The sequence below is a fragment of the Pseudoalteromonas amylolytica genome, from assembly GCF_001854605.1.
In the GTDB taxonomy this organism is placed as follows: domain Bacteria; phylum Pseudomonadota; class Gammaproteobacteria; order Enterobacterales; family Alteromonadaceae; genus Pseudoalteromonas; species Pseudoalteromonas amylolytica.
Genome location: NZ_MKJU01000004.1, coordinates 21,414 through 41,586, shown reverse-complemented (window position 1 = coordinate 41,586; position 20,173 = coordinate 21,414). Strand labels below are relative to the sequence as shown.

Annotated in this window: 17 protein-coding genes; 5 read left to right on the top strand and 12 right to left on the bottom strand. The window is 44.0% G+C overall.

What is annotated here, in order from left to right:
- Positions 1-138 precede the first annotated feature (138 nt).
- Positions 139-1,083, top strand: a complete 945-nt coding sequence (gene ylqF, locus BET10_RS00420; RefSeq protein WP_070982847.1) for a ribosome biogenesis GTPase YlqF — start codon at positions 139-141, stop codon at positions 1,081-1,083.
- A gap of 21 nt (positions 1,084-1,104) precedes the next feature.
- Here ylqF and BET10_RS00415 read toward each other — a convergent pair whose 3' ends face one another.
- Positions 1,105-2,520 carry a sensor domain-containing diguanylate cyclase gene (locus tag BET10_RS00415; RefSeq protein WP_070982846.1) on the bottom strand — a complete coding sequence of 472 codons (1,416 nt, stop codon included), beginning with the start codon at positions 2,518-2,520 and terminating at the stop codon, positions 1,105-1,107.
- Between the two features lie 844 nt (positions 2,521-3,364).
- Between BET10_RS00415 and BET10_RS00405 the strand changes: the two genes are divergently transcribed.
- The 3 genes from BET10_RS00405 (at position 3,365) to BET10_RS00395 (ending at position 7,560) form a co-directional block, all read left to right on the top strand.
- Complete coding sequence (locus tag BET10_RS00405; protein WP_070982844.1) at positions 3,365-4,666, top strand: GntP family permease; 1,302 nt, start codon at positions 3,365-3,367, stop codon at positions 4,664-4,666.
- Positions 4,667-4,899: 233 nt separating this feature from the next.
- Positions 4,900-6,987 (top strand): elongation factor G, encoded by a 2,088-nt coding sequence (gene fusA / locus BET10_RS00400; RefSeq protein WP_070982843.1) that lies wholly within the window; start codon positions 4,900-4,902, stop codon positions 6,985-6,987.
- A gap of 177 nt (positions 6,988-7,164) precedes the next feature.
- Positions 7,165-7,560, top strand: a complete 396-nt coding sequence (locus BET10_RS00395) for a hypothetical protein (protein ID WP_070982842.1) — start codon at positions 7,165-7,167, stop codon at positions 7,558-7,560.
- Positions 7,561-7,611: 51 nt separating this feature from the next.
- On the opposite strand, the gene hemB is transcribed toward BET10_RS00395, so the two are convergent.
- The 10 genes from hemB to BET10_RS00345 form a co-directional block, all read right to left on the bottom strand.
- Positions 7,612-8,625 carry a porphobilinogen synthase gene (gene hemB, locus BET10_RS00390; RefSeq protein ID WP_070982841.1) on the bottom strand — a complete coding sequence of 338 codons (1,014 nt, stop codon included), beginning with the start codon at positions 8,623-8,625 and terminating at the stop codon, positions 7,612-7,614.
- A gap of 14 nt (positions 8,626-8,639) precedes the next feature.
- Positions 8,640-10,472 (bottom strand): sensor domain-containing diguanylate cyclase, encoded by a 1,833-nt coding sequence (locus tag BET10_RS00385; protein WP_070982840.1) that lies wholly within the window; start codon positions 10,470-10,472, stop codon positions 8,640-8,642.
- The gene (locus tag BET10_RS00380) at positions 10,469-11,260 is read right to left on the bottom strand and encodes a TatD family hydrolase (RefSeq protein WP_070982839.1); all 792 of its coding nucleotides are present in this window, start codon (positions 11,258-11,260) and stop codon (positions 10,469-10,471) included. The genes BET10_RS00385 and BET10_RS00380 overlap by 4 nt, the downstream gene beginning before the upstream one ends.
- Positions 11,261-11,294: 34 nt before the next feature.
- Positions 11,295-12,038: a twin-arginine translocase subunit TatC gene (gene tatC / locus BET10_RS00375; protein ID WP_070982838.1), complete on the bottom strand. Its 744-nt coding sequence runs from the start codon at positions 12,036-12,038 to the stop codon at positions 11,295-11,297.
- A gap of 25 nt (positions 12,039-12,063) precedes the next feature.
- Positions 12,064-12,378, bottom strand: coding sequence for a Sec-independent protein translocase protein TatB (gene tatB, locus BET10_RS00370; protein ID WP_070982837.1), 315 nt, complete (start codon positions 12,376-12,378; stop codon positions 12,064-12,066).
- A 3-nt stretch (positions 12,379-12,381) separates the two neighbouring features.
- Positions 12,382-12,609, bottom strand: a complete 228-nt coding sequence (gene tatA, locus BET10_RS00365) for a Sec-independent protein translocase subunit TatA (protein ID WP_070982836.1) — start codon at positions 12,607-12,609, stop codon at positions 12,382-12,384.
- A gap of 63 nt (positions 12,610-12,672) precedes the next feature.
- On the bottom strand, positions 12,673-14,277 hold the full coding sequence (ubiB, locus tag BET10_RS00360; RefSeq protein WP_070982835.1) for a ubiquinone biosynthesis regulatory protein kinase UbiB: 1,605 nt from the start codon (positions 14,275-14,277) through the stop codon (positions 12,673-12,675).
- Positions 14,278-14,287: 10 nt separating this feature from the next.
- A complete protein-coding gene (locus tag BET10_RS00355) occupies positions 14,288-14,890 on the bottom strand; it encodes a ubiquinone biosynthesis accessory factor UbiJ (RefSeq protein WP_070982834.1) in 603 nt (200 codons plus the stop codon).
- An 8-nt stretch (positions 14,891-14,898) separates the two neighbouring features.
- Positions 14,899-15,654 (bottom strand): bifunctional demethylmenaquinone methyltransferase/2-methoxy-6-polyprenyl-1,4-benzoquinol methylase UbiE, encoded by a 756-nt coding sequence (gene ubiE, locus BET10_RS00350; RefSeq protein WP_070982833.1) that lies wholly within the window; start codon positions 15,652-15,654, stop codon positions 14,899-14,901.
- Between the two features lie 126 nt (positions 15,655-15,780).
- On the bottom strand, positions 15,781-16,782 hold the full coding sequence (locus tag BET10_RS00345) for a GGDEF domain-containing protein (protein WP_070982832.1): 1,002 nt from the start codon (positions 16,780-16,782) through the stop codon (positions 15,781-15,783).
- A 305-nt stretch (positions 16,783-17,087) separates the two neighbouring features.
- Between BET10_RS00345 and BET10_RS00340 the strand changes: the two genes are divergently transcribed.
- Complete coding sequence (locus BET10_RS00340) at positions 17,088-18,863, top strand: DUF885 domain-containing protein (protein WP_070982831.1); 1,776 nt, start codon at positions 17,088-17,090, stop codon at positions 18,861-18,863.
- Between the two features lie 41 nt (positions 18,864-18,904).
- Here the strand turns inward: BET10_RS00340 and mtnK are convergent, their stop codons facing one another.
- Entirely contained in the window at positions 18,905-20,107 is a 1,203-nt protein-coding gene (mtnK, locus tag BET10_RS00335; RefSeq protein ID WP_070982830.1) for an S-methyl-5-thioribose kinase, read from the bottom strand.
- Positions 20,108-20,173 lie beyond the last annotated feature (66 nt).

Genomic DNA, 20,173 nt, shown 5'->3' with positions numbered 1-20,173 from the left:
TGATGCGCGCAGTATACTGGAGTTAAGCGGGTATGCGGTGTTATTGACGACAAAAAGATAAAATTTTACCTAGATTAAGGTAATTTTGTGATTACCTAGGTAAAATGGCGTTTTGATTTTTACCTGTAGGAGAAAGCGATGGCCATCCAGTGGTTCCCTGGGCATATGAATAAAGCTCGTAATGAGATTAAAGAAATCATGCCGCAGATGGATGTAATTATTGAAGTGTTGGACGCACGCATTCCTTACAGCAGTGAAAACCCCATGGTATCAGCACTTCGTGGTGACAAGCCGGTCATCAAAATATTAAATAAAGCCGATTTAGCCGATCCTGCGTTAACTGAACGATGGATGGCATATTTTGAGCAAGAAAGTGGTGTGAAAGCCATTGCCTTTGGTCACGATAAAGCAGCTGAAGTACACAAAATAAATGAATTGTGTAAGAGGTTAGCACCATACAAGGTGGGGGCCGACAAGCAACTTAAGGCCATGATCATGGGGATCCCCAACGTTGGAAAATCAACACTTATCAATATTTTGGCAGGTAGGATCGTTGCTAAAACAGGCAATGAGCCTGCGGTCACAAAGGCACAACAGCGTATTAAGTTGGAAGATGGCATTATGTTGTACGATACGCCGGGTATGCTGTGGCCAAAAGTTGAAAATGAAAACTCGGGTTATCGCTTAGCGGCAACTGGGGCCATCAGAGATACCGCTATAGATTATGAAGAAGTGGCCAGTTATACCGCTGAATATTTACTACAAGCTTATCCCGAGTTACTCAAATCGCGTTACAAGCTCGACGAGCTGCCAGAACAAGATTGGGAGTTTATTGAAGTTGCAGGTAAAAAGCGTGGTTGTATCCGTGGTGGCAATCAAATAGATACATACAAGATGTCAGAAATCTTAATCAATGAACTGCGCGATGCAATCATTGGCCGCATTACAATGGAAACACCACAAATGCGTGAAGCAGAAGAAGTGATGGTGGCACAGCTAAGGGCCGAAGCCGAGGCGAAAAAAGCTGCCAAAGAGGAAGAAAAGAAACAAAGGCGTGCTCGCGCGCGGAAAAACCGTCGTTAAATGTTGAGGGTGGCTGCTCAGTTACGCGGCCAACTCGACTCTATCTCGTCCGCGATTTTTGGCACGATATAACGCATCATCGGCACGTTTAAGAAACTCATCCTCACTCTCTTGAGGCTGATATTGGGCGATGCCGACGCTTATCGTAATGGGTACTTCACACTCACATGCTGCCAGTCTTTCTCGAAGCTTTTCACTGAGTTGTTGAGCATGGCTCAAATATGTATTGGGCATCAAGATCATAAACTCTTCGCCTCCCCAACGACAGATGATATCACTATGATTTGCCACAGACTGGCACAGCTGTGCAAAGTGTTTTAACACTCTATCACCCGCCAAATGACCATGTCGGTCATTGACTTGTTTAAAGTGATCAATATCCAGCAACAGTAAGCTCAAAGGCACTCGGCCCATTCTGGCTCGCGCGATATGCTTTTGTAGCTGAGGCTCAAAAGCTTGGCGGTTTAATACATTACAAAGTTTGTCAGTCAGCGCGATGGCCTCCAGACGAGATTGGTATTGATTAAAGGTTAACTGTGCTATTGCTAAAATGCACAATGTGATTACCACACCAAGTAACAAGTTGGCGATCAGCGCATCTGTTAACTTTGTTTGAGTTGTGAACTCTTGCTCTACTAACAGATACCAGCCTAATTCTGGGATGTAACGGCTGTTTATCAGGCGTTCAACGCCATTGTGTTTAACTGAGAATTTATAGTTTTTCTGCTCGATTATTGCGCTTTGGTGCGCGCCAAACTCAGAATGTAAAGTACGGTTGGGCAGCAAAGATTGATTGTAGAACAGTAGCCGCCCTTGGTGATCAGCGAAATAGACTTTGCGTTGATATAGGGTCTGGTATTGTTTGATGAGTGCTCGTAAATCGGAGAGCTGAATGCCAACACCTGCGACCCCAAGTAGTTCACCATTGAGTACAATTTTATGGTTCACATATACGATGGCTCTAAAGTTATCCTGCGGTGTAACATCAACGTTGAGTATATAGTCTCTGTGTGAAGATGTAATAGCTTGTTGGTACCAAAGCGATTCTTGTGCATTTAAATCTAGCCTATGAGTGCGGCCATCGTAATGGTAATAGGTGAGTGTTTTATGGTTGACCAAAAAACTGGTTTGGCTTTGAAATAACTTTCTGGTTTTATCTAAAAAAACAAATAGCTGATCGGTACTGGGGTCGCTGTCGTTGAGCCACAAATGGACAAAGTGATTTTGTGCCATGCTTTGTGCAACATAAATTGGTGCCTGTAACTGTTTTTGTAGATCGGTGCTGATCAAGTGACTTGTCAGTGGTAATGCATCGTCCACAATGCCCTCGCTGAGCGAATTGTGGGCCATATGAAAGCTAAACCAACTGGTAAAGGTAAATCCTGCCAGCAACAACAGGGTTAGAATAAGGTTGCAGCGGCGTCGAGCATGGGTCATTAGAGTAATTTTTATTCACGCTTCAAGTACCTTTTATGATACAGAGTGTTGATTTTATAGTCGATTACAGCTCATTACAGCCAGTTTTCTTAGCCTAAAAATAAAAAAAGCCCGCAAGGGGCTTTTTAGTTTTCATATCTACCGTCACCGATATGAGCAATGTAGCAAGTAAAATTGTGAATGTATGGACGAACAAGTATTGTGCTTGTTCTCGATACTGAGCAGTTTACGTATGCCAAACGAATTCAGGGCCTTCAAAGAAGTTTAGAGTAACAAAGTAACAATGTCTTTGTTGATATTAATTATCATTTAGATCTACTGTTTGGTCAAGGTCTTTTTGAAAATAATTTTCATTTAGATTACGTGTCAGGGTATTTTCGAGTGCAGAAATAAAAAAAGCCCACAAGGGGCTTTTTAGTGTCATATCTACCGTCACCGATATGAGCAATGTAGCAAGTAAAATAGTGAGTCGGTTGAAAGTGTTTGCTTCAAGGGGCGTTGTTACAAACACACTCAACCTATGGCTGTTAGCGTGCGCCACACGTCTGTTTCAGGGTCGAGAAACAATTTGAGTTACCTAACAAGATGAGCCGTCAATCTCACCTTGTTGAGATTGATTATCAATTAGATTTAGGTGGGTGTCAACACCTTGTTGAGATTAATTTTCATTTTTATTTGAGGGGCTTTAGACGGTCTTAATGTAATTTAAAAGTAAGCATTTGGTTTTTACAGTGTTACGATTGGGTGTGAAAGCCCTGTTTATTTATCCTAGAGCATTCGATCTGAAGTGGATTTTACAGTATAACAAATACGCAAATACAAATAATAACTATAAGGTAATTGTATGCTTAGCATGGTTGGTCTTATTGGCGCATTAGCATTATTGATTGTTCTTACACTCAGAGGTGTTAACTTATTTATATCCGCCCCACTGTGCGCGTTATTAGTCGCACTGAGCAGCCAAATAGCGGTTTTTCCAGTGGCGGATCAGCCTGCATTTATCAGCAGTTATATGGCGGGCTTCAGTGGATTTGTTCAGGCTTGGTTCTTTATGTTTCTACTGGGGTCATTGTTTGGCAAATTTATGGAAGATACCGGCTCTGCGGATGCCATCGCTCACTATATAGTCTCTAAATTGGGCATGAAGTATGCCGTGCTTGCAGTCGTTTTGGCCTGTGCTTTGCTCACCTATGGGGGTGTTAGCGTGTTTATTGTGGCGTTTTCTGTATTTCCGATGGCGCTGAGCTTATTTAAGGACGCAAATCTTCCTCGACGATTTATTCCTGCGACTTTGGCCTTTGGTTCGGTGACCTTTACCATGACCTCAGCAGGTTCACCAGAAATTCAAAACTGGATCCCAATAAAGTATTTGGGCACATCACCTTATGCTGCATGGCAAGAAAGCTTAGTGGTGGCCATATTTATGGCGGTATTGGGCTATTTCTTACTGATGCGCATGATCCGAAAAGCACAGCAAAATGGAGAAGTGTTCGAAGCACGTGATGATGATCCTGTGGAATCTAAGCGACGTTTACCGCACCCTGTTACGGGGCTTATTCCGCTTATTGTGGTGTTAACGTTGTCATTTACGCTGCACGAAGCACTACAACAAAGTGCACTAATTGTCGCGTTATTGGGTGGGGTGCTGAGTATCTTGGTGTGTAACTTTAAGCACTTTGTCAATTTACAACAAGCTATCAACTTAGGGACAACGGGCGCATTGGTGGCCATCGGTAATACCGCAGCGGTCGTCGGGTTTGGCGCGGTAGCAAAAGTGACCCCAGCTTTTGGTGAAGCGGTAGCCCTGATGACGCAAATTCCCGGCAATGAATTACTCGGTGCCGCCATTGCGGTCAGTGTGATCGCAGGATTAACAGGCTCGGCATCAGGTGGGCAGGCTATTGCATTGCCTTTGGTTGCGCCGCACTATATGGACTTGGGTGTCAACAATTCAGAATTACACCGTGTTGTGGCGATAAGCTCTGGTGCGATTGATACCTTGCCCCATAATGGTTACGTGGTCACAACCGTCAGAGCGATATGTAAAGAAACACATCAGGCGGCATATTGGCCACTTGCTATGTTGACTGTGGTTGTTCCTTTATTAGGGTTGGGGGTTGTTCTGGGTTTATTTATCTTGTTTTAGCGGCATAATTGCGGTGAACGGGGCGTAAAAGGCTGGAGTTTACTCAACTTTCAGCATCGTTGTTGATTTTATCTAGATAACCTAATAGTGGCTGTGTTTATTATTACTTATCGCCACGAATAAAAACTTTTTCACAAATTGTGCGCATTTTAAGCGATATCAAGGATGATGTTCGCAATAAGAGGTGATATACTCCCGCCGAATAATTTTTCTACTTTAAATAGAGCAAAACAATGGCAGATTTATCGAAGTACAGAAACATTGGTATTTTCGCGCACGTTGATGCGGGTAAAACTACCACCACTGAGCGTATCCTAAAGCTTACAGGTAAGATTCACAAAACTGGTGAGGTACACGACGGTGAGTCTACTACTGACTTCATGGAACAAGAAGCTGAGCGTGGTATCACAATCCAGTCAGCTGCTGTAACGTGTGAGTGGAAAGGTCACCGTTTAAACGTTATCGACACTCCAGGACACGTTGACTTCACAGTTGAAGTATACCGTTCATTAAAAGTTCTTGACGGTGGTATCGGTGTATTCTGTGGTTCAGGTGGTGTTGAGCCACAATCAGAAACTAACTGGCGTTATGCGAACGAATCAGAAGTTGCACGTGTTATCTTCGTAAACAAACTAGACCGTATGGGTGCTGACTTTTACCGCGTAGTAGGTCAAGTTAAAAACGTACTTGCAGCAAACCCACTAGTGATGACTTTACCAATCGGTATCGAAGACGAGTTCTGTGGTGTTGTAGACGTACTTGAAAAGAAAGCATACGTTTGGGATGACACAGGTCTTCCTGAAAACTACGAAGTACAAGACGTTCCAGCAGACATGGTAGACAAAGTTGAAGAATACCATGAGATGCTTATCGAGTCTGCGGTAGAGCAAGACGACGATCTAATGGAAGCATACATGGAAGGTGAAGTACCTTCTCTAGAAGATATCAAGCGTTGTATCCGTAAAGGTACACGTGACCTTGCTTTCTTCCCAACTTTCTGTGGTTCAGCGTTCAAGAACAAAGGTGTTCAACTAGTACTTGACGCAGTTGTAGATTACCTACCTGCACCAACAGAAGTTGATCCTCAGCCGCTAACTGATCCTGAAACTGGTGAGCCTACTGGTGAAGTAGCAACAGTTTCTGCTGATGAGCCACTTAAAGCGCTTGCGTTTAAGATCATGGATGACCGTTTCGGTGCACTTACCTTCATCCGTATCTACTCTGGTCGCATGAAAAAAGGTGACACAGTACTTAACTCTGCAACAGGTAAAACTGAGCGTATCGGCCGTATGGTTGAGATGCAAGCGGACGAGCGTAATGAACTAACTGAAGCACAAGCGGGTGACATCATCGCGGTTGTGGGTATGAAGAACGTTCAAACAGGTCACACTCTATGTGATCCTAAGCACGAATGTACACTTGAAGCGATGATCTTCCCTGAGCCGGTAATCTCTATCGCGGTACAGCCTAAAGATAAAGGCGGTAACGAGAAGATGGGTATCGCAATTGGTAAGATGGTTGCAGAAGATCCATCATTCCAGGTTGAGACTGATGAAGATTCAGGTGAAACTATCCTTAAAGGTATGGGTGAATTACACCTAGACATCAAGGTAGACATCCTTAAGCGTACTTACGGCGTAGACCTAATCGTTGGTCAACCTCAGGTTGCATACCGTGAAACTATCACACAAGAAGTTGAAGATAGCTACACGCACAAGAAGCAATCAGGTGGTTCTGGTCAGTTCGGTAAGATTGACTACCGCATCAAGCCAGGCGAAGTTGGTTCAGGCTTCACGTTCTCTTCAACTGTTGTTGGTGGTAACGTACCTAAAGAATTCTGGCCTGCAGTTGAGAAAGGCTTCAAGTCAATGATGGAAGAAGGTGTTCTAGCTGGCTTCCCTGTATTAGACGTTGAAGTTGAGCTATTCGACGGTGGTTTCCACGCAGTTGACTCATCAGCAATCGCATTCGAAATCGCAGCGAAAGGCGCATTCCGTCAGTCTATCCCTAAAGCGGGTGCACAACTTCTTGAGCCAATCATGAAAGTTGACGTGTTCACGCCAGAAGACAACGTGGGTGACGTAATCGGTGACCTTAACCGTCGTCGTGGTATGATCAAAGACCAAGAAGCTGGCCTAACTGGCGTTCGCATCAAGGGTGATGTACCACTTTCTGAAATGTTCGGTTACATCGGCCACCTACGTACAATTACTTCAGGTCGTGGTCAGTTCTCTATGGAGTTCTCACACTACGCACCATGTCCGCAAAACGTTGCTGACACTGTAATTGCTGCAGAAAAAGAGAAAAAAGCGGCTAAGTAATTCTTAACCACTTTTAAAAATTTAAAAACCGCTTGATTCTCAAGCGGTTTTTTTATGCCTAATAAAAAAGCATGAAAAATTCATATTCCACGTATTGATTTGGGTACATCAGCTGTTATTATTGCTCCCATATTAATAGTTAACTTAAATAAACGCTGTGTGATATGGAGGCTTGTAGTGAGAACGGTGGACTTGGCAGTGAATTGGCGGTTGTATGGCGTGTTCTTGGTGCTATCTCTAGGCCTTTTTACCCTTTCTTCTATACCGGTTGCTGGGACAATCACTCTATCCGTACTGTGTTATGGATTATTGGGTGCAAGTCTCGTTTCACTGATACTAGCATTGAGTGACAAACGTTTTGTACACATCGATAAAGCGGGCGTGAGTTACTCTTTCGGGTTTGGAACGCATTATATTCATAGTGAAGATATTATTAGCATCAAACGCAAGCGGGCGTATCTACTGACGGTTGTACAAATTCAAATTAAAGCGGGTGTAATGAAGTCATTTTATTGCTGGGACCTGAGCGATTCAGACTTCAGCAGAGCTGAACAGCTTTTAGCAAGCAAATAAAAAATGCGCCTTAGGGCGCATTTTTTTTATCACTGTAAATTAAGTCGTTTACTATGACTTCTCATTAAGCCAGATAGCAGCCTGTTTAGCAAAGTAAGTCAGAATACCATCGGCTCCCGCACGCTTAAATGCTAACAATGACTCCATGATGCACGGCTTTTCCGCAAGCCAGCCATTATCAATAGCTGCGCGGTGCATGGCATACTCGCCACTAACCTGGTAGGCAAAAGTCGGAACTTGAAACTCATCTTTTACGCGGCGTACGATGTCAAGATAAGGCATCCCAGGTTTAACCATCACCATATCTGCACCTTCTTGCAGGTCTAGGGCAACTTCCCTCAATGCTTCATCGGAGTTAGCTGGGTCCATTTGATAAGTCTTTTTATCAGCACCTTTTAAGTTACCAGCTGAGCCTACAGCATCTCTAAACGGGCCATAATAGCTAGATGCATATTTGGCCGAATAAGCCATAATGCGCGTATGAATATGGCCCTCTGCTTCAAGCGCCTCACGAATGGCGCCAATACGGCCATCCATCATATCTGAAGGCGCGACAACATCGGCACCGGCTTCGGCATGAGACAGAGCTTGCTTGATTAAAACTTCAGTTGTTACGTCGTTGATCACATAGCCTGCTTCATCAATAATGCCGTCCTGTCCATGTATGGTAAATGGGTCGAGTGCCACATCGGTGATGACCCCTAACTGCGGATGCGCTTCTTTTAGCGCTCTAACGGTACGCTGTGCAAGTCCCTCAGGATTATACGCCTCTTCAGCCTCTAGAGACTTTTTGTCGGCAGGGGTAACAGGAAATATGGCTATTGCAGGCACGCCCAAGGCCACAAGTTGTGCGGCTTCTTCAAGTAACAAGTCAATTGATAAACGTTCAATACCAGGCATTGACTCAATGGCTTCACGTCGATTTTTACCTTCTAACACAAAAACGGGGAAAATAAGGTCGTTGACAGTGAGTTGGTTTTCACTCATCAGGCGTCTTGAAAAGTCGTCGCGACGCATTCGGCGCATTCGCGTGTAAGGGAATAAATCTAATCCAGATTGAGCCACAATGTTCTCCTAAATTATTTATAGGCAATTACCCGATTTCGCCCTTGTTGTTTCGCTTGATACAAGGCTTTATCGGCTAAATCGGTAAAGATGGTTGGGTTTTTACTATCGTTGGCAATAGCGCAGTAGATGCCCGCACTGAGTGTCATGGTCAGTTGAGCGGTGCCAAAATCAAATTGAGCTTGGCTCAAACTTTTACGGATCTCTTCAGCAAGCGCTACGGCTCCTTGCTCTTGAGTATTAGGTAGCAGCAACACAAACTCCTCGCCACCATATCTGAATACATCATCAGAGGGGCGCTTGAGATGTTGCTCTATCATTTTTGCCACCGCACAAATAGCCTGATCGCCGACTACGTGACCATAGTTGTCGTTGATTTGTTTGAAATGGTCAATATCCAGCATCACTACACTGAGGGTGGTTTGTTCACGGCGGGAACGTCTCACCTCCATCAAAACTCGTTTGTCAAAGTAGCGACGGTTTTTGACTTTAGTCAGGGCATCTTCCATATTCAGCTTTTCTAACTCGCGATTTTTCTCTTCGAGCTCTCGTAAGGTGACTTCAAGTTCGAAGGTACGTTCATCTATACTGCTCTCCAATGCTTCTTGAGCTTGTGCTTGAAGGTGAATTCGCTCTTTTAGCAAAGCATCTTCTGCTCGAGTTTGTGCCAGCCGCTCTTGTTGTTGCTTGATTTTATCATCACGGTCTTGGATATAACGTCTGGCCAGTGCGTAGCTGATAGCAAGGCTGATAAGCAGGTAACAGACATAGGTTAATGGCCTATCGAGTACGGCACCAGAAAGTAGGCTGAGCTCGAAGGCACATTGGTAGCTCAATACCATGAATAGCAAAAAGAACAGTAACAAATGGGTTTTGTGAGAGAAGGCATCACGTTGCCAAGCTGAGACTGCTATCCAAATATAGGTGATTGCCAATGCAAAACAGTAAGCAAATGCAATGGGTAAAGCAATACGGTGCGGGAAGAACGATAATCCGGCTGCGATGATGATGCTCAGTTGAAACAAAATATTCAGTGCTCGCTGGAGTCGTACAGCAGATTTAGGCACGAGCGTGGTTTTTAACAACGGGATAAAAAGCCAAGTGGACAGCAACATAAATAAAGTCTGGCCATATTGTTGTAGCCAGAGCCACTGGCCATAAATATAACGATGACTAAATCCATACAAGTGTACGTTGAGCAACCAAATCGCGGCAATGGTTAACCCGCCATACAAGAAGTAGCGCTTGCGGGTAAACGAGTACATCGCTGCATTGGTGAGTACCATGGCGAGTATCAAACCCGCCAAAATGCCGTATAGCAAATTGAACTTACTGGTGTATTTTAGGTATTCAATCGGATGCCACAGGCTCAGCGGTAAATACGTTTGCTCACTGTTTTTAATGCGTATGTATATCACAGTATGCTGCTGGGGCGGTATTTTCAAAGGCACAAGTTGGGCCTCGTGTAAGATAGGGCGCTGCTCGTTAGCAAATTGATTAGGTGATGCAGGCACTAAAATCGAGCGGTTTTGTTGTGGTACAAATGCACTTACCTCATCCAGCTGATTGTTATGGATGCTCAGTAACAGAGGGAGTTCCAAATCTGAAGTGTTACTTAGGGGAACTCTAAGCCAGATAGTTTGCATGGTGTGGCTTAACTGTAAAAAGCCACTGGGAACGGGCTGCCATAATGGTGTGCTTTGTTGTAACTCTGCTAGATTTTCACTGTCGTTTTGTGTGTACGCAAATGGTAATGAGAGATGTTTATTAAAGTTCTCAGGTACTTCAAACGCAGTGCCTGATAAGGTTATAAACAGGCAAAATAGCAGAGTAATAAAGCGGATCATGGCAACTTATCCTCGATTGCAAACAAACGTGCAAAGTTAGCCTGACTACAGGCGGCGACATGTGCTGCGCTCTGTCCTCTTAGCTGTGCGATGTGTTGTACAACAGCACTAATAAATGCAGGTTCATTACGCCTTGATTTAGGCTTAGGTTGTAATGTTCGAGGAATTAGATAAGGAGCATCTGTTTCAACTAGCAAGCGATCATCTGGGATATGCGGTACCAAAGCTTGTAGTTGCGCACCTCGGCGCTCATCACACACCCAGCCTGTTACACCAATCATCAAACCATAATTAAGGTAAAAAGAGAGCGCTTGGGCATCTCCGGTGAAACAGTGTAATACGCCTTTTACGGTAACACGTTCAAGTTGTGCTTGCATGGCACTGAAGGCATCTCGTTCGTGTAGATACACAGGTTTGTTTAATTGCTGTGCCAGGTTAAGTTGTTCATTCAAAACAGCTTGTTGCTGTGGACGAGGAGAGAAATCGCGGTTGAAATCAAGTCCGCATTCCCCAACGGCAACAACCTCGGGCTCACAGAGTAGTGTACTTAATTGTTGTAAGTAATCATCACCAACGCTTTTGGCGTCATGAGGGTGGACACCTGCCGTACTGACAAACCCATAACGCTTGGCAAGTTCTAGGCTTTGTTTTGACTGTGCAACATCAGCTCCTATGAGTAACATATCGGTCACGCCAGCGAGCTTTGCGCGTGCAACGATGTCGTCACAATCTTGTTCGAACTGATGACTGGTTAAGTTCACGCCCGCATCGGTGTATTGTATCGTCATCTATTAGTTCACCAGTATGTGTTCCATTGGCTTATCACTCATTCGCTTCTTTTTCACTTGGCGCTTTGGTATACAACTTGGCTAAGAGTAACCCTAGTTCAAATAACATTAGCATAGGGATGGCCAATAAGGTTTGTGATAACACGTCCGGCGGGGTGAGAAACATAGCCACAACAAATGCACCCACGACCATATAAGGGCGCTTTTCTTTCAAGCTTTGTGTAGATGTTGCACCACTCCAACACAACAACATAATGGCAACCGGTATCTCAAAGGCAACGCCGAATGCAAAAAATAGTTTGAGAGCAAAGCTGAGGTAACTGCTTATATCCGGTGACAGGGTCATCATATCTGGCCCTACACTGGTGAAAAACCCCAATACAATTGGTAGTACTACGAAGTAGCAAAAAGCGATACCAGCATAAAACAGTACAATGCTGGAGAACAAAACAGGGATGAGCATTCGCTTTTCATGTTGGTATAGGCCAGGCGCAATAAAACTCCAGACCTGATGCAAAATCATGGGGATTGCAGCAAATAATGCAACAAAGAGTGTTAGCTTAAAAGGCGCAAAAAACGGTGCGGTGACATCTGTTGCGATCATCGTGCTGTTTTCGGGTAAGCTAGACACCAAAGGTGAGGCAACAAAGCTATAAATGTCGTTGGCAAAATACACTAAAGCGATAAAGATGAGTAAAATACTCAACAGCGCTTTCATGACACGGTTTCTAAGCTCAATTAAATGGCTAATAAAACCGCTTTGATGGGCTTGTGACATTGGTTACTCTTTTACTTCTTGCACGTTAATCGGTTTTGTTTGACGGTTCAGATACATTTTTGTAGCTGTGTTTCACTGACTCGGCCGCTTTTTTTAACTCATCGACAGAGTGTTTTACGTCGTCGGGTAAATCCTGCATATTTTGTTGCTCGGCCTTTTTTAAGTTGTTGTGCAACTCATGTACACGTAACTCTTCATTGACCTCGGCCTTCACCGAGTTAGCAACCGATTTTATGGTGTTGATCCAACGACTGACAGTGCGAATGGCGACGGGCAGGCGCTCAGGACCTAAAACAATTAGGCCGACGACCAGTACGACCACAAGCTCCCACATGCCCATTTGTTACGCCTTATCTTTCTTATCTTGTTCAGCTGGGCTATTCGCGTCTTGCTTCTTTTGCTCGGTTAACTGGGCTGCTGACTTATCTTCGTCAGACATTGCCTTCTTAAAACCTTTCACGGCACCACCTAAGTCACTGCCAATACCACGCAATTTCTTTGTTCCAAACAGTAGAACAATGATGGCTAGGATTATTAATAGCTGCCAAATACTGATCCCACCTAAACCCATGATGACTCCATTTATAGTAGATAAGTTGAATGATTAGTGATTATACGCCCAGTGTGTAAAATATCACCCTATTTTGCGCCATGCGCCGACAAATAAGGCAAAGCTTGAGGATAGAGTGAGTCCGCTTAGCAACCAATCCTCAGCGAGATAGGTCAGGCTGGCACAAATGAGTAAGGTGCATGCCAACATACCTAGCAGTATTGATTTGCTGTTATCTTTTGTTGTAGGCGTGTTTAATTGACGATTGTTTTGTTTAAGGTTGTGATAAATCAAATCAGGTATTTCAGGCATTTTTTCAGCCCAAAAAGGGAGATTAGCGTACATTTTCTTAAGTACAGATAATGGCCCTACCTGCTCTTTAACCCAGTGTTCTAAAAAGGGCTTAGCTGTTTGCCATAAATCTAATTGTGGGTAGAGCTGGCGGCCTAGGCCTTCAACATACAACAAGGTTTTTTGCAACAATACCAGCTGTGGTTGCACTTCCATGTTAAAACGCCGAGCTGTGTTAAACAGGTTCACCAACACATGACCAAATGAAATTTCGGCAAGTGGCTTGTTAAAAATGGGTTCACACACTGTGCGGATGGCAAACTCAAACTCTTCAACGCAGGTGTCAGGTGGCACCCAACCAGAGTCCACATGTAGCTGTGCCACTTGGCGGTAATCACGATTAAAAAAGGCAATAAAGTTCTCAGCAAGGTAGCGCTTGTCATCTTTATTGAGTGTACCTACAATGCCGCAGTCGATACCGATATATTGAGGGTTGTGCGGATTATTACGAGATACAAAAATATTTCCAGGGTGCATGTCCGCATGGAAAAAGCTGTCTCTGAACACTTGCGTAAAGAATACTTCTACACCACGCTCGGCCAATAACTTCATGTTAGTGCCTTGCTTTAACAAGGCTTCTGTGTCAGACACAGGTATCCCATAAATGCGTTCCATCACGAGTACATTGGTACGTGAATGGTCGCTGTAAACTTCTGGAATATATAAGGATTCAGAGTCAGTGAAATTGCGTTTGAGCTGAATCGCATTGGCGGCCTCACGCATGAGATCTAGTTCATCAAGCAGGGTTTTTTTGTATTCTTTTACCACTTCAACAGGGCGTAAGCGTCGGCTGGGTTTAAACAGCTTCACCAGTAAGCGGGCAAATTGTGCCATCAAGGCTAAATCGGCTTGAATTTGTTGTTCAATCCCAGGTCGTATGACTTTAATTACCACTTCTTTTTCTTGTTCATTATCCAGCAGTGTGGCGGTATGAACTTGCGCGATTGAGGCTGAGGCAAGTGGTATTTGTTCGAACTGAGAAAACTGCTCACTGATGTCACCTAGTTGCAATGCTTGTTCTATCAGTCGTTGTGCTTGGGCTCCGTCGAACGGTGCGACCTTATCTTGTAACAGCGCCAACTCTTCAGCCACATCAAGCGGTAACAGATCTCGGCGGGTTGACAGCATCTGTCCAAATTTAACCCACACTGGGCCAAGGGTCTGCAATGCAAGTCTCAGTCGCTCGCCAATACTTTTATCTTGATGTTTATTACGGATCCAAAACAAACTGCCTCGTGCGATACGGGCAAACCACGGACGTTTATTCTCTGGGATAAAGTCATCAAGCCCGTAGCTGAGTAATGTATGTGTGATTTGGTATAAACGAGCGATGGCCAAACTGGTTTCCTTAGCGAGCTAGCAGTTGGTTAATACGCTGCTCAAGCACAGCAGCATGTTGTTTGAGTTCGCGGGTATGTGCTTTAAATTGTGCCATTTCCAGCGGGTGAATGGCGACTTTCAGCTCATCTTGAAATAGCCCAGCGGTGGTCGTTTTAAGTACCCCATCTAGTTGTTTAGTGCGCTGTTTTGCTTGGCGTAGCTGTTGCACCAATAGCTGTGCAGGTCCGTCCCCTACATATTTTGACAAGTGCTCTGCCCAGTCGATGTCGAGTTCACTGAATATTTGGCTATAAGCTTGAGCTAAGTGCAAATTGCCTTCTAGATCAAGTTCACCCTGTCTTATCAAACGGGTGAGCTGGCTTGGGTCTTTCAGTTGTGACAACGTGTCAATACTGGCGCTGATGTGGCAGTCAATGTGCTCTTGGTAATTGTTAAACACCATAAAGCTGTGACCTGTGAAGGTGACTGCAATGGTTTGTTGCCAGTCACGAACTTCAACAGCCAACACCTGATGCTGTACCTTGCTCAGTGAAGCCTGCACGCTAGGCTCCAAACTCAAAATGGTGTTGAGTATGTGTTCGGCAGTCGCCGTCAACAGCGTGTTGATCATGCCACCCTCTAGTATTTAAAACCGCGATGAAGTGCTACAATACCGCCGGTCATATTCTGATAGCTGGTTTGTTCAAAGCCTGCTGTTTCCATCATGCCTTTCAACGTTTCTTGATCTGGGTGCATACGGATTGACTCCGCTAGATAGCGGTATGATTCACTATCGTTGGCTACCAATTTGCCCATAGTCGGTAGTAGGTTAAATGAGTAGAAATCATAGATCTTTGACAGGGCTTCACTGTCAGTTTTTGAGAACTCTAGTATCAGTAAGCGACCGCCTGGTTTCAATATGCGATACATTGACCTGAGCGCGGCGTCTTTATCAGTGACGTTACGTAGTCCAAATGCAATGGTGATTACGTCAATGCTATTATCTGGAAAAGGCAAAGCTTCCGCGTTCATTTGTACATATTCGATGTTGCTTACCAGCCCAAGATCACGCAATTTATCGCGGCCAACTTTTAGCATGGAGTCATTAATATCACCCAGAATTACGCGGCCGGTATCTCCCACAAGTTGGCTAAACTTAGCGGTTAAATCACCCGTACCACCGGCAAGATCTAATACTGTATGCCCTTTTCGAACGCCAGAACAAGCGATGGCTTGACGTTTCCACAGGCGATGAATGCCGAACGACATCAGGTCATTCATAATGTCGTACTTGGCAGCTACGGAATGAAATACATCCGCCACCATTGAAGCTTTTTCTTCTCGGGCGACCGTTTTATAACCGAAATCTGTGGTGTTTTGTTGCGACTCTTTCATGGTGCATCTCTGAATGGGCGGTTAAGCAAAGTTATGCCCTAGTGTACTTGATTGCGTGACTCAGGTGCAATTTATACGCAGTAGAATTTGGCTGATTTATCCAACAAAATCGTGATGATGCTTGGATTAAGGGGCAATGAAGCTTGTTTGTCCACAAAGATGTGCTTTGTGTGCCGCTAAATGCGCTTTGTGTGCTAGTTCGTCGAAATTTTGCTCTTGATATCGTTTGGTTATACCCAACGCAAGCTCAATCTTTGGCAACTCTTTATTGCCTTTTGTGCTGACAAACTTGAGTCTGTCGACTCCTTTTTTGATTTTTTCAGCGATCACATTAGCCGTACTTGGCTCAATATCGGCCAATAGAACGGTAAATTCCTGTTTGCGGGTACGTCCGGGCAGTCCACTTTCAAACACATATTTTTGTACTTTTTTGGCGACTCGATTTAGGACCACATCGCCAACAAGGTCCCCGTATTGCTGAGTAAAGTCATCAAGGTTTGTGATTTGAATGGCAATCGCACAAATTGATTTGTCTTTTGCCATCCAAGCTTGCGTTTGCTGGTTTAAATAGTGACGCTTATAAAGCCCTGTTTGAGGGTCAATAATATGCTGCCTACGCAGTTGCTGTAGCTGTTGTTGAGATTTTACGTACATTAAACGGGCTTTTTTCATCTGTGCTTTAAACACTTGATGTTGTTGCAGTAGATCTTCTGTGGTCTGGCTGAGTTGTACTATCGCTTTGCGACTCTTTGCAACATTACCTTCATCGAGGGTTTGTATACAGGTACTGATAGATTGCGCAAAACTGGAAATTTGTTTATGTGACTCGTGTGTTGTTTTTGATAGGTTGGTGAGAATACCATCGACACTTTGTAATAACTCGGTTTCGGTTTTGTGGCCTGGGTTTAAGTATTCAAAGTACAAGTTTTCGATATAAATGCTATCTATGGTTTTCTTGCTGTTGATTGCATCGTCAAGCGCTTTATTGAGTGCTGTATCACACTTACTGATATAGGTGTATGCGACGTGATAGTTCATAGGCGTAGGTGGCAAATGATACTGCTCTAAAAACAGGCAAACCTGTGTCATCTTTTCTTGTGCATTAGCCATGGAGTCATGGAATATCATTTCATTTACCGCAATAATAGAACTATCTGTTGAGTTGAACGACTACCCCCTATCAGGCTGGGTTATGTCTCACCGCTATAATACTAATCAAAGCACTGGGTGCAACGGGTATTAAAAAGCAAAAAGCGCATATTTGAAATAGAAAAGTTAAAATTATGCGACTGTTTGATTTTTTTATCAGCAATTTTTCTTAGTTTGCCTGCTATTTCTCCATATTGCAATTTAAGGGATTGAACTCTTTTATTTGCAGTGAGTGTATAGGCTCGGTTAGAGTCGTTAGAAATGCCCCAGAGTAGGAAAAGAAAGTGGTTAAAAACTTTGCGTTATTGTTAAGCTCAGTATTGCTAAGTGCTTTGTTAGTTGGTTGTAAACTCACACCAAAATCTGCGGATAGTGAATTTACAAAGCTTGCACAAGAGGTGGAATTATATACCAAGCAAATAGAGCCGTATAAAAATCAATCATTGGATATGGCTTATTATCTACCTAATTTGAGCGAGGATGCTTTAGCGGATCAGTATCGTCGCCGTCAGGCGTTTTTGTCACGCTTAGACAACATACCTGAATCACAGCTCAACGACGAGAATCAGATCAACCTGACGATTTTACGCGCACAAATACAAAATAAAGTCGATGAGTATCGCTTTAAAAAGCACTATATGCCGCTGACCTCAGAAGGTGGCTTCCATTCTAGAGTTGCCATAGAGGCAATTGGATCAAATGATTTTAGTCATGCCAGTGGCTTCGAATTGTATTTGTCTCGGTTGGATGATATTCCACGCTTTTTTGAACAAAACATAGCCTGGATGCGAAAGGGCATAGCAACGGGACGTGTATTACCCAAAGTGGTTCTTCAAGGCTATGAAAGCTCAATTAGTGGGTTTATTTTTGATGATGTGACTCAGTCGGCATTTTATTCACCTTTTAAAACAAATAGTGCCAGGCTCTCTGAAACACAATTTGCCAAGCTACAAGCCAGAGCTAAGACTGTGATAAAAGAGAAGGTAATGCCTGCCTACCAAAGCTATCTTAAGTTTTTCACCGAACAGTACCTCCCTGCTGCACGCGATACCATTGCGGTTAAAGATTTACCAGACGGTCAAGCGTACTATGAGAACCGTGCTGCACATTACACCACAACAGATATGACTGTAGAGCAGATCCACCAACTTGGTTTGCAAGAAGTAGCTAGAATTCGCGGCGAAATGGAAGCGATCATTAAAGAAGTCGGTTTTAAAGGTACGTTCGCCGAATTTACACAGTTTCTTAGAACGGATCCCCAGTTTTATGCCACCACACCAGAGCAGTTGTTAAAAGAAGCAACCTTTATCTCAAAGCGTATTGATGCCCAATTACCTAAGCTCTTCCACACCTTACCAAGACGCCCGTATGGCGTCGCTCCGGTACCTGCGAGTATTGCACCAAAATACACAACTGGGCGCTATTACCCAGCCAGCAACGATTTAGAAGCGGGTTATTATTGGGTAAATACTTATGCCCTAGATAAGCGTCCATTGTACGTGCTCGAAGCGCTTACGCTACATGAGGCTGTACCCGGTCATCATTTGCAAATTGCTTTAAATGAAGAAATGGACCATTTACCGAGATATCGACGCAATGAATATATTTCTGCATTCGGTGAGGGATGGGGACTTTACTCAGAGTACCTAGGGTTAGAGGTTGGGTTTTATCAAGACCCATACAGTAACTTTGGCCGTTTGACCTATGAAATGTGGCGTGCTGCGCGTTTGGTTGTTGATACAGGTATGCACATGTACGGTTGGAGCCGTGAAAAGGCAATGAACTTTATGCGTGATAACACCGCGCTGTCTTTGCACAATGTGAAAACCGAAACTGACCGCTACATTTCTTGGCCAGCTCAGGCTTTATCATACAAAATTGGTGAGCTGACGATTAAACGATTACGTGCAGATGCCGAGCAAAAGCTAGGTGAGCACTTCGATTTGAGAGAGTTTCATTACCAGGTGCTACGCCACGGCTCAATTCCACTGTATGTTTTGGAAGAACAAATTAACCGATATATTGAGCGTACACTGACACAGCTCGGCACGAACAATTAAAAAGCAGCCTTCGGGCTGCTTTTTTACACAGAGTTTGAAGCTTATAACAATAAGCTAATCAATAGCTGCGACAAGTCCTCCTTGGTGTTGCAATGTGGCGCTTGTAAGATTAATTGTTCACCCAACAAGAGTGCTTGTTTTTGCACCTCCAGTCTCGCAACTGGATTTTCAATATCCTCAATATCAGCAACATGTGCCAAACCTATGGTACGGCGGATCAATTCCGTACCGCAAAAACCATAGGCATCGCGTAACACCTGATTGATAAAGCGTTCTGCGTAGCCTTCGGCTTGCAATGATAGATCTTGGCTTTGAGTTTTTGCAAGGTGCAACCAAGTCTGCTCAAACTGGGCAACACAGGTTTGGATGGTGTTTAGCAGATATGCATGAAGATCTCTTCGCTTTGGTAACTCTGTAATTCGTTTGTGCTGAGCACAATAATTGAGCAGCAGGTTGCCAATAAATGAACCCAAGTCAAACCCAATGGGCCCAAAAAAACCGAACTCAGGGTCAATCAGCTTGGTGTTGGTTTGATCGACAAAAATACTGCCAGTGTGCACATCTCCATGGAGCAAACTTTGTGCACAGCTGAGAAACTTGGCTTTAAGTTCAGCTACGGCCAGTTTCACAGCCTGATTGTTTTGTAACGCAGTGACTTGCGGTTGTAGCTCATCTGGATAGTTGTTGCGTTCGCTGTAGCGATAGGGATCGTCAAAAAACAAATCTTCCGTAATTGCACAAAGCTCAGGGTTTGTGAACTCTGTCACTAGGGCCTTCTTTTGTGCTGGGGGCAGATAGAAGTCACTGTGATAAAAACTAGTCTTTGCTAAGTAATCGGCAACATCAGTGGCCAAATTTGTATAGGTGTGGCCTTCACATAGCTGTGCACGCAAAATTTGCATGTGTCCTAAATCTTCTAGCACAGTGATAGCGAGTGCATCATTTCGATGTAGCACTTTGACTGTAGTTTGCGGACATACTTCGCCATGCCTGACAAGCACGCTGGCTTCAATACGAGCACGCTCTAACGTCAGTGGCCATGATTCGCCAACACAGCGCGCATATGGCAGTGCTTGCTTTAAGATCACGCTATTGCTCTGCTCATCGTGAACTCTGAATACGAGATTCAGGTTGCCATCACCAAACTCGTAACATGTAAGTTCAGCCTCTGGTGCGAAAAAGTTGGTCTGGTTTTTTACATATTCAAGTGCCTGAGCGCTATCGAAAGCGGTGTAGTCAACCATGATATGCGGCCTTTAATAGAAATACACTTCCAGCATTCTATGCTTTTATCTGTTTAGATGTCTATA

Bases quoted from the DNA above. Each gene is read 5' to 3' on its own strand.
- ylqF (WP_070982847.1), top strand. From the start codon at position 139: ATGGCCATCCAGTGGTTCCCTGGGCATATGAATAAAGCTCGTAATGAG.
- BET10_RS00415 (WP_070982846.1), bottom strand. From the start codon at position 2,520: ATGACCCATGCTCGACGCCGCTGCAACCTTATTCTAACCCTGTTGTTG.
- BET10_RS00405 (WP_070982844.1), top strand. From the start codon at position 3,365: ATGCTTAGCATGGTTGGTCTTATTGGCGCATTAGCATTATTGATTGTT.
- fusA (WP_070982843.1), top strand. From the start codon at position 4,900: ATGGCAGATTTATCGAAGTACAGAAACATTGGTATTTTCGCGCACGTT.
- BET10_RS00385 (WP_070982840.1), bottom strand. From the start codon at position 10,472: ATGATCCGCTTTATTACTCTGCTATTTTGCCTGTTTATAACCTTATCA.
- BET10_RS00380 (WP_070982839.1), bottom strand. From the start codon at position 11,260: ATGACGATACAATACACCGATGCGGGCGTGAACTTAACCAGTCATCAG.
- tatC (WP_070982838.1), bottom strand. From the start codon at position 12,038: ATGTCACAAGCCCATCAAAGCGGTTTTATTAGCCATTTAATTGAGCTT.
- tatB (WP_070982837.1), bottom strand. From the start codon at position 12,378: ATGGGCATGTGGGAGCTTGTGGTCGTACTGGTCGTCGGCCTAATTGTT.
- tatA (WP_070982836.1), bottom strand. From the start codon at position 12,609: ATGGGTTTAGGTGGGATCAGTATTTGGCAGCTATTAATAATCCTAGCC.
- BET10_RS00355 (WP_070982834.1), bottom strand. From the start codon at position 14,890: ATGATCAACACGCTGTTGACGGCGACTGCCGAACACATACTCAACACC.
- ubiE (WP_070982833.1), bottom strand. From the start codon at position 15,654: ATGAAAGAGTCGCAACAAAACACCACAGATTTCGGTTATAAAACGGTC.
- BET10_RS00345 (WP_070982832.1), bottom strand. From the start codon at position 16,782: ATGATATTCCATGACTCCATGGCTAATGCACAAGAAAAGATGACACAG.
- mtnK (WP_070982830.1), bottom strand. From the start codon at position 20,107: ATGGTTGACTACACCGCTTTCGATAGCGCTCAGGCACTTGAATATGTA.